The organism is Endozoicomonas sp. ALC013, from assembly GCF_049310205.1.
Lineage (GTDB): Bacteria > Pseudomonadota > Gammaproteobacteria > Pseudomonadales > Endozoicomonadaceae > Endozoicomonas.
Genome location: NZ_JBLYNS010000165.1, coordinates 1 through 9,891, shown reverse-complemented (window position 1 = coordinate 9,891; position 9,891 = coordinate 1). Strand labels below are relative to the sequence as shown.

Genomic DNA, 9,891 nt, shown 5'->3' with positions numbered 1-9,891 from the left:
AAGTCTTATTGATATACAGAGTCAATCTCTGACTGACGGAATTACCGGATGAAAAGCAGTATCCGACTGAGAGCACTGGAAAAGAAAGACCTGCGGTTTGTGCACTCTCTTAATAATAACCGCAGTATTATGTCCTACTGGTTTGAAGAGCCCTATGAGTCTTTCGATGAACTGGAAGATCTTTATGGCAAGCATATCCATGACAATACCGAACGCCGTTTTGTTGCTGAGCTTACGGCCACGCCGGAGCTTTCCGGCGTAGTCTGAAGCAGTTGGCCCCCTTGACGGACAACCCCATATAACTTTGATATCCCGTATTCTCAAGCAGCGGCATCCCTGCCTTGCTGATCGACCTGTCAGATATCAATTACCTCAAAAGGCACCTGGGGATTCACATCAGCATCATAATCCACACCCTCAACACCGAAACCAAACAACTTCAGAAACTCTTCTTTATAGAGGGTATAATCGGTCAGCTCCGCCAGATTGTCATTGGTCAGCTGTGGCCAGATATCCTGGCAGTGCTTCTGAATATCTTCTCTCAGCTCCAGGTCATCAAGGCGAAGACGGTTGCTGTCATCCACTGCCGCAGCCGCACCATCACTACGGTAAAGACGCTCACGGAACATACGGTTGATTTGTTCGATACACCCTTCGTGTACGCCCTCTTCCCGCATTTTCTTGAAAACCATGGAGATATAGAGCGGCATAACAGGAATCGCCGAACTGGCCTGAGTGACCACACTCTTCAGTACCGCGATATTGGCTGAACCATGGATTGATTTCATCGAATCGTTGATGGCATGGGCTGTACGGTCCAGATCTTTCTTGGCTTCACCCAGGGCACCATCCCAATAGATCGGCCAGGTCAGTTCCGTACCAATATAGCTGTAGGCCACTGTCTTGCAGCCTTCTGCCAGAACGCCCGCAGCAGACAGCGCGTTCATCCACAGTGCCCAGTCCTGCCCCCCCATGACCGTAACCGTTGCTTCCACCTCTGCGTCAGTGGCCGGTTCCACCGTCGCTTCAAACAATGCATCTTTGTTGGTATCCACTGCGGTAGCGCGATATGGCTCACCCATCGGCTTCAGTACCGAGCGAATCACCTCGCCAGTATCCGGCAGTTTTCGCACGGGTGATGCCAGCGAGTAAACCACCATATCCACCTGGCCAAGATCCTGTCTGATCAACTCAATGGTCTTTTCTTTGGCTGCGTGGCTGAAGGCATCGCCATTCAGGCTTTTGGCATAGAGGCCAGCTTCGTGGGCCAGCTGATCGAAGGCCGCAGAATTGTGCCAGCCCGCGGTTCCCGGCTTGTTTTCGGTGGCCGGCTTTTCAAAGAACACACCAATGGTGGCCGCACCGGAACCAAAAGCTGCGGTGATACGAGAAGCCAGTCCATAACCACTGGAAGCACCGATCACCAGTACTTTTTTGGGGCCATTGGCTACGGGACCCAATGACCGGGTGTAAGCAATCTGCTCCTTCACATTGGCTTCACAACCTACCGGGTGAGTGGTTGTGCAGATAAATCCACGAATCCTTGGTTTAATGATCATCGTTGTCCCCAACAAGTGAAATCCGGTTCGAAAACCAGGGGCTTAGTACCAGTCATGAGCCCGTCTGTATGAATAACCCGGTAGCTTATCCAAAAGCCACAGCCCGGGAAAGAGATGGCGCGTATAAGTCGGTAGCGTTATGGATCGGTTTGTTAGAATTTGTAAAGAGCAGGCGAGGTGAGCGGTTATTGATAATGCCGATACAGCAAGATCTTCAGTAAAAAGGAATAACGTCCTGTGTGGCGTCGGAAATAATACTAAAGTACCTTTTACTGCCTTTATGAAATATCCAGGTTAACAGCCGATAGGTGGATTGTCAGTCATAGGTTATGGAGACTCCTGTGATACCTCCAGGTTACCCTTCAGAGAACCAACCCCCGGTCGAGGTTAAAAAAGACTTTGCCAAGGCACCTCCGGTTGCGCCGCAAACACTCAGCTCTATGGTCTCTGAACCTGGTGCCTGCTTTACCAGCCTTGAACAACGCACTATCGCTCAAGTGGTCACTGATAACTGTCTGACAAAACCGGAGACAAGGCCCGAACCGTTAACCTCTGCAGGTTTCTCTGACGCACCCAATACAGCGGTAAGCAAGCACATAGATCAAACCGTTGTCACGTTAAGACTCAGTAATGCATTTAAGGGTGCCTGCCTCAAGCCCCTGCCACCATGGGTAGAGGTCGATCCCGATGCATTGAATGATACTGCCTGGCTCGATCAATTCCTGAGCAAAGAGGATCAACAGTGGGTTGATGTCGTATTAATTCAAGAAGGTAAGGCTTGTCCCCGGGTTAAGGGGCAAACGCCCGGGCTTAATCCCCTGCTGCCAATCGTAGCGGTGGTGAAACCCAGCCAGGCTTATAAATCAATCATTGCAGAGCAGACAAGGCACCCGGTTTCGAAACGCTGCCATTACCAATGGCTTGATCGGTCCGAACTGCAATCCCCAGAGCAGCAGGTGCTCAGTGTCTATCAGGGAAAAAGACCTGCTGCAGTTCTTGAATATCCCTCGACCCTGGACCCCAGGATTGGTTCGGCAGAGTTATTTCCCGGTCTGGATACCAGGGTATTGGCCAACCCATTTGGTCAGGGTGTAACCATCATCGCACAACGCGGAGACGAACCACAGAGCAAGTATTATGCGAACCGCCTGGAGGCCCTGGTAAAAAAAGAGTGGCACCAGGCAGAGGCTGATATAGCCAGAGGGGTTCCCAAAGTTCTTGCCCTGCTTCATAGCCACATCAGAAACCTGCACAAGCGTGGCGAACTGGAACTGGTAAAGCCTGATTGCATCAGGCGGGAGATCATCCATGCCCGTGAACAACTGTCAGCCTATAACCAGTCAGTCAACCCTGCTCAGTTAACACCAACGCAGCTGGCCGTAAGGAAACAGGCTATTCAGGAACGGGTCACGGAACGCTTCAATCAACCCGCTGTTACCCAGAAAAAACTGCGCTGTTTGTCTGACCATAAGCAAGTATCCAGACCATTATCTGAAAAGATGAATACAGGTGCCGGAGAGCTTCCAGCTCACGATATGATCAGTAACTATGAGCAGCAGTTAACCCGGGAAATACCCACTGAACAGACCGCGGCAGAACAGCAAGCGAAGCAGATTCTAACCAGTAATAGAGCAATCCAGAATGAAATAAGCAACATAATCGATCAGCACCATCATCATCCGGACCAGTCAGAACTCATGATTTTAAGGCATAAAATCACCGATCTCAGAAATGATCAACTGCTGCTGTTTCAGGTATTAGACTCACCGGCATTAACATCTATTGCCGGGAAAATCAGCTGGCAGGCGGCAATGGAGTTCAAGCGGGTTGGCTATGATCTGAACGATGAACTCACCCTTCCCGGCCGATGGACTGACCGACTTCTGGATCCTGACAATCCTCCCCGGGAGCTGGGTAGTGGGAAGGAGAATACGGTGTACCTGTTATCCTATAAAACCGGAAATGACACAGTAAAGCGGGTGTTCAAACCTGAACTGGCCGTTGACATCTCAAGCTGGAGAAAAATCATCTCTCCACAGTTGTACCACGACAGGTATCATCCAAATCTTACGGCCAGAAATCTGGCCACCGGCGAGATTGCCCGCCTGCTGGGCATGAACGTGATGCCCGATATGTCATTTTGCGAACATAACCACCAGATTGGACTGGAGATGGAACTGGCTTCAGGAGTATCAGCCAGGACCAGTGTACGTGCCAGCGCTGCTCCTAAACAAAAGAAAAAGCTGGCCCATCAGGAACTGCTGGATAAGGAGGGCAACCGGGAAATCAGGAGCAAAATATTCAGCGGCCTGGCTGACCTTGAGCTGTTGGATGCCATTTGTGCCCAACCAGACCGACATGATGGAAATTACTTCATAGACTACGAAACTGGCCGGGTCATCGGCATTGATAACGATACCTGTCTTTACCCGTTCAGAGACATCATTGCGCCATCCGCTGACAGTATAAACGCTAGATACCGTAAAGGATGCCGCGTCGGTTATCCACGGCTGATGACCCGCAAGTCTTATGATCGTTTACAGAAGCTTGATGTAGAAGTGTTGTGTGACTCACTACCAGCCTGCTTCGATCTGAACGTTAAAAACGCTCTGATGCAGCGAATATTCCTGATTCAGGAACACAGTCAGGCATTATTCTTTGCAGGGCGGATAGTCGATGACTGGGAATCGTGGCGTGACCCAACCACAAACGAATCCGCTATCGGGTTTCTCACTCTGCCAATGCATGACATTGTCAACAAAGAACGGAAGGCCCTTAAGGAAGAAGAGAGTCGTATCCAGCCTCTGCTCAGTAAATATCAGTCAAATGAACCACTGTCTGATCGGGAAAGCAATCTTGTCAGAGGCTATTTATGGAGAAATAAACTGCTGAGTAATGATGAAGTGAATCAGAGATATGCTATCAGCCGAAGCTATTTTTACACGGCCATATATTATTAAACTGGCAGCATGACGTGGACAGCGCCATTGAACATGCCCTGGCCATTCTATAGCTGAAAACCAACTGTATTATTTCCCCCGGGTATCCGATAATTCGACGGAATCCCAAGTCAATCTGGCCTATAGTAAATGCCTTAATCCGTTGCCATAGAAACAAATAACAAGTGATATCCCAGAGGTAGTCATCACAGTGCAGTTACAAACTTCCGGAATTGGATGCTGGCAGGGAGCAGGGCTGCTCACCACTACCCTGCTAGGCACCAGCGTATTTATTCTTCCCCAGTTAACCATTGAACTGGCAGGCTACGGAGCCCTGTGGGCCTGGGCCCTGCTTACCCTGACCATTATTCCGGTGGCATTGGTGTTTGCCAGTCTGGCCAGCCGGTTCCCCCATGCAGCCGGACCGGCCTATTTCGTGGAAAAGGCCTTTGGCTCTGTCGCCGGAAGAACCATCGGCATCATTTTTCTTTGCGCTGTCCCCCTGGGTGCACCCGCAGCCATCATTATGACCTACCAGTTTATTGATGCCCTGTTTATGGTGCCGGGCTCAATAACCATTGCGGTTCAGTTATCGTGCCTGGTCTTGCTTTATGGTCTGAATTTTCGGGGCATACATATTTCTGCCACCCTTCAGCTGATACTGACTTTTTCTATCATGGCGGTACTGATTCTGATGATGGTGGCCCGGGGGGTAGTTGATGTACCCGCCTCCCCGGAGAAAACTGTCGTTAGCAGCAGCATGATTCTTAAAGCCGCCGGGCTTGCTTTCTGGAGTTTTCTGGGAATGGAAGCCATGTCCCATCTGGCAGGTGACTTTCGAAACCCCGAAAAAGACCTGAAACCGGCCATCATGATCGGCGTTACCATCGTTGGCTGTATTTATCTCGCCTGTACATGGTTGATACTGTCCATACCGGTGACGGCTCCCCTGGCCATGGCGGGTGTTTTTGATCAGCTGTTGGGCGGACTGGGTTCACCAATCATCGGGACTCTCGGGCTGGCAGGTGGTATTGCAACTGTCAATGTCTACATCGCCAGTCTGATTCGTCTGACACTGAGTTTCAGCCAGGAAGGAGTGTTGCCAGCCTGGTTCAGTAAACAGAATCGTTACGGTGTTTCCGAACGCGCCCTGGCAACCGTACTACTCATCATTGCAGCGATTCTGATCTTTACTCACTTTACCGATCAGGATCTGGAAGATCTGGTTTCCTGGGTCAATGGGGTTTTCGTTATTATTTACCTGGCCTCCATGCTGGCAGCTTTCCGACTGCTGCCTGCTAAATACCACTGGATGAACCTGCTTGGCTGCCTGTTCTGCTTTATGCTTGCCTGGGGCCTCGGGTGGAAAATGGCGTATGCTGCTGGCATGCTGGCGATTGCCTCACCATTGCTATGGTGGCAAAGGCAAAAGCAAAAGTCGGCTTGTATGGATCCTGGTATTATCGATCATCACTACAGTGTGGATAAATGAAAATAAGCAGCTAGGCTCTGAGGGCGATAATGAGAACTCATTTTTGGTTCAGGAGTCCATGAAATGAATTTTCCTCCTGCTTTTTCCCCCTCAGCACAATACTCACCCACCGCTGCATCCGCAAGCGCACAACCATTAACGGACTCGTCGTACTCCAGGTTTTTTCACTCTCTTGAAGAGATGAGCGATCTGGGGTCGGATGTTAAACGTTTTATGGAGATAGCGAAAAAAAATATTCGTGATCGAAATATTGCGGCTTCACCGTTTCTGGTTACTGAAACAGAAAAGGTAGCCAACGAGTTACTGGGACTACTACAACCCGATGACATAAGTGATAAACCTGATAACCCGGCAGATCATAGTTCACTGGAGAAAATCCATTTGTTCTCTAAAACCACAACCATTGACATGACGCTGAAGCAGTTGGGCGTCCCCTGTACCAGCAGTCGTGAACTGAGACAACAAGGGTACGATAACGCCACTCAAAGGCTCAATGAACAGATTGCCAAAGATACAAACGGAGTGATTACCAACCTGCTCAACCCTGGCACGCTGAAAGACCCAAAAACAGCTTTCTTGTTAGTAAGCTGGTTGTTTCAAAATGTATCGTGGAAACAACCTTTCATGGCAATACCCCAGAAATATCAAACAGAAATGACCTGGAACGGTCAGAAGCAGCCGGAGATCGTCTGGATGAAAAGCGGCAAGGGGACAACCTTAGTTACTTATAAAAATATTTCAGACTTTGAGTTTATTGCCTTGCCCGTTAAGGAATCCGGGTTGAAAGCTGTTTTCATAATGCCTCCCAAAGCGGCGCAACAAGAACACAGTGACGAAGTCAGCCATATCCTGACCACAGGCTTGAACTCATTATTTGACGATGAAATTGATCCAGGGAACGTCTCACTGTGTTTACCCAAATATCAATTCGATTATGTCTATGAGACAGAATACCCTGAGTTGCTCGGTTCAGGAAAACACAGGACAAACCTTAGCATCAATGAGGCAGGTGCCCATGTTGCGGCTTCATTCCAAATTCGTGGCGGTGGGAGACCTAATCTGCTGTACATCAATCGCCCCTTTTATTTTGCCATGATTAAGGATCAGGGTGATCAACGAAGGTTATTGGGTGCCGCCTATATTAAAGAACCATGGGGATAGTGAGTGATGGTTAACCAGTTAATCCCAAATGGTTATTAATTAATCTAATAACCGTTGTAATCTCGATTTAATCAGGAAAATCAGCCCTCGCTGGATCACAAAATCCGCAGTACTTTGTTGTTTATCCTTAAGTATATCCATAATGGTCGCCCCATGTCCGAGAAATACGGATTTTCCGCCCCACTCCTCCCCCGTGTAGTTTTGCAGATGCAGCACATTCTCTCTGGCTCCAGTCAGGCCGCTGGCGGTCATAAAGTGAGGACTGGCAGCAGCATCACCAGCAGCAGTAATGATCACTTGATGGGAGTCTGATCTTCTCTCCACCACATTTTTCCTGACCCGATGTTGCTGTAAAGAGAATACAGTCGCAAATGAGTCATTAATCTTTTCCTCCGTAACGCCCAGCGATTGATCAATACCATAGCTATGCGCCACTGTTTGAAACCATGCTCTGGAAAGTGCTTTGCGTACCTTGGCTGCACGCTGATCACGCCACGCTTTCCGGTCGGCTTTTGATCGTTTATTGCCGTTTTGATCCAACTCTGGTACCGGTAATACCGCTAACTTTTTCTGAACCTTCTGGCAGAATTGATTAAATGCTTCAGGTATCTCCATCCCGATGTAGACAAGGTTTTTATTTTCAAAACACCGGGTCTGCAGCGCTCTTCCAAGGGTTGACGCCTTCAAGTGGCGAACACCACTTGACTGCTGACGGGTTTGTCGGCTGAGAAGTTGTCGTTCATCTGCACTCAGCCCCTCAATCCTTTCCATCTGAAATGTCATCTGCTCCTGGAAAAACTGCTGAAACTGTTGATCAAGTACCACCATCCCACGAAAATCTGGAAAGGTATCCAGCCGATCATTTTGCAGGGGCTGGTCTTTCGGTCCTTCCCAGGAACAAACACCATAGCTTCGGGTAGCCGATACGGCTCTGTTCCCCATATACTTTTTACGGATCTGACTATTTTTACCCCCCGCGCAAATCACTAAATCAACGGGACGGGTTAACGTTGCTTCAGGTTTCTGATAACCAGCAGGCGGCTCTTTCTTGCCGTTGGCAAAGGGAGAGGGATCATTCTCAGGGTGGTATGTAGCCTTTACTGTATAGCCTTGTTCATTAGCCTCTACTATCGTCATTTCATAAGCAGCTAACCGCTCCAACCTGGTTTTTTGTGGGGCATCACGCTGGGAAATATGTTCGTAATTGCGTGACATCAGTTCAGCAAGTCTATGATTCAGAGCCTCTTCCAACCGGTGAGTGGCAATTTCTCCAGCCATTTCGCCAAAACCATCCGTACGAATAACGCCTTTTCCATCCTGACCGAACATGTCGTAGTAATGTTCTCCAAGATAAAACTTCAGCATATCCATCCATTTAGGGTCCAGTCGAACCACTTGCACCCGGTTATATTCAGTGCTCCGTTTCTCAAACACTGAGACATTGGCTCCTTCCTGAAACTGAGTAAAAGCCAGCATCAGTCCTGTTGGCCCAGCCCCTTCAATGGCAACGTTCGGATGACTGTTTGCTTCATTGTTCTGCGCTATTATCCAGTCCAGCTGGGCTAAATCCACTTGTGGTCCTCTTAACTGAGCCAAATCCAGCAGCTTTTTGAACATCTGCTCATTGTGTTCGGAATCGGTGCCCCATACAGCGGTCGTTTCAATACCTTGTAATAACAGATTTAACTCCCAGCGCCGCCCTTGATTCAGCTGAATCTTCAACAATGCCGCACGACCTTGTGCTATCAAGCCTCGATAGACTTTGCAACGAGCGTCAAGTTCTTTAAATTCCTGGCTTTGATTCTGGTTTTCTGCAGACAAAGTACTCCGTAAGGATTCATACTGCTGAAAATCTTTTTCAACCCGGGCCAGATCAAGCGTTCTCAATTCACTGGGTAATCGACTTATTTTGCGTACTACAGCAGAAACATCTGTTTTCAGATCTTCCTCAATACTGAATAATCCCGAGGTTCCAGATAATAGCCCTTGATAACTCTCTTTAAGCAATGTCAGATCGTCAGCGGAAATCAACTCCCGGGGATGACCTTGAATACTCATTTCATTATCAATAATCAGGTTCAGCGCATTCTGCAAAGCGCGATCACGCCGGGAGTAGGGATAAGAAAGTATATGTCCTACACGTGCGGTTAATTGTTGATACCCTTCAGGAGACAGGTTCTTCCGAAGGTTATGTAAAACGGACAAAGTGATGGTTTTTGTCAGTTCGGTAAAACCTTCAGATTGTCGGGTATCACGAAAGTGCTTTTCCAGCTTGCAGATGGCTTCATGAGCTTTATGCCCCTCAGGTAACAATTCCGGTGACAGAATTATAAGTCGATAGTAGGCTATCAGCACTTCCCTGCTATCTTCCAAAGTCACCCCGGGCAAGCGAGACAGCAGCCCGGAGAGTTCTGCTTTAAGAAATCCAGCGGCTTCACGAATAATTTTACGTTCTTTTGTGCTGCTGAGTATTGTGTCCTTACTACTGAGTATCGTTTTACGCTCAGATTTTTTAAGAAAAGGCAAAACGCCATTTCCTACGTCCTTTATAATGCGTTTTTTTAAGCTATGAGGAGCTTGTTCAGTTTGAAGCAATTCCCATAACTGACCACGAAATAAAGCAGCCGCTTCCTGCTCTTGTCTTCGCTGTTTCCGGCCTTCTGTCGTGAACAGGTTTAACAAACGTTGAAGAAAAGAAGTAGTAGACTGAACTACCTCTACCCTTCGATGCCAAACTGCA

General features: G+C 48.5%; 5 protein-coding genes and 1 pseudogene. 4 read left to right on the top strand and 2 right to left on the bottom strand.

Annotated features, from left to right (window positions below):
• Positions 1-48: 48 nt before the first annotated feature.
• Positions 49-231 (top strand): annotated as a pseudogene (locus tag ACO6V1_RS20670) (spermidine acetyltransferase); the annotation flags it as partial.
• Positions 232-356: 125 nt separating this feature from the next.
• Here ACO6V1_RS20670 and fabV read toward each other — a convergent pair.
• Positions 357-1,559, bottom strand: a complete 1,203-nt coding sequence (fabV, locus tag ACO6V1_RS20665; RefSeq protein ID WP_422448273.1) for an enoyl-ACP reductase FabV — start codon at positions 1,557-1,559, stop codon at positions 357-359.
• A gap of 341 nt (positions 1,560-1,900) precedes the next feature.
• Here fabV and ACO6V1_RS20660 point away from each other — a divergent pair, with 341 nt between their 5' ends.
• The 3 genes from ACO6V1_RS20660 (at position 1,901) to ACO6V1_RS20650 (ending at position 7,151) form a co-directional block, all read left to right on the top strand.
• A complete protein-coding gene (locus ACO6V1_RS20660; RefSeq protein WP_422468305.1) occupies positions 1,901-4,519 on the top strand; it encodes a hypothetical protein in 2,619 nt (872 codons plus the stop codon).
• A 190-nt stretch (positions 4,520-4,709) separates the two neighbouring features.
• The gene (gene yjeH / locus ACO6V1_RS20655; protein ID WP_422468303.1) at positions 4,710-5,990 is read left to right on the top strand and encodes an L-methionine/branched-chain amino acid transporter; all 1,281 of its coding nucleotides are present in this window, start codon (positions 4,710-4,712) and stop codon (positions 5,988-5,990) included.
• A gap of 381 nt (positions 5,991-6,371) precedes the next feature.
• Entirely contained in the window at positions 6,372-7,151 is a 780-nt protein-coding gene (locus ACO6V1_RS20650; protein ID WP_422468301.1) for a serpin family protein, read from the top strand.
• A 39-nt stretch (positions 7,152-7,190) separates the two neighbouring features.
• Here the strand turns inward: ACO6V1_RS20650 and ACO6V1_RS20645 are convergent, their stop codons facing one another.
• Positions 7,191-9,677, bottom strand: a complete 2,487-nt coding sequence (locus ACO6V1_RS20645) for a hypothetical protein (RefSeq protein WP_422468299.1) — start codon at positions 9,675-9,677, stop codon at positions 7,191-7,193.
• Positions 9,678-9,891 lie beyond the last annotated feature (214 nt).

Excerpts from the sequence above, each read along its gene's own strand:
- fabV (WP_422448273.1), bottom strand. The coding sequence starts at position 1,559 with ATGATCATTAAACCAAGGATTCGTGGATTTATCTGCACAACCACTCAC.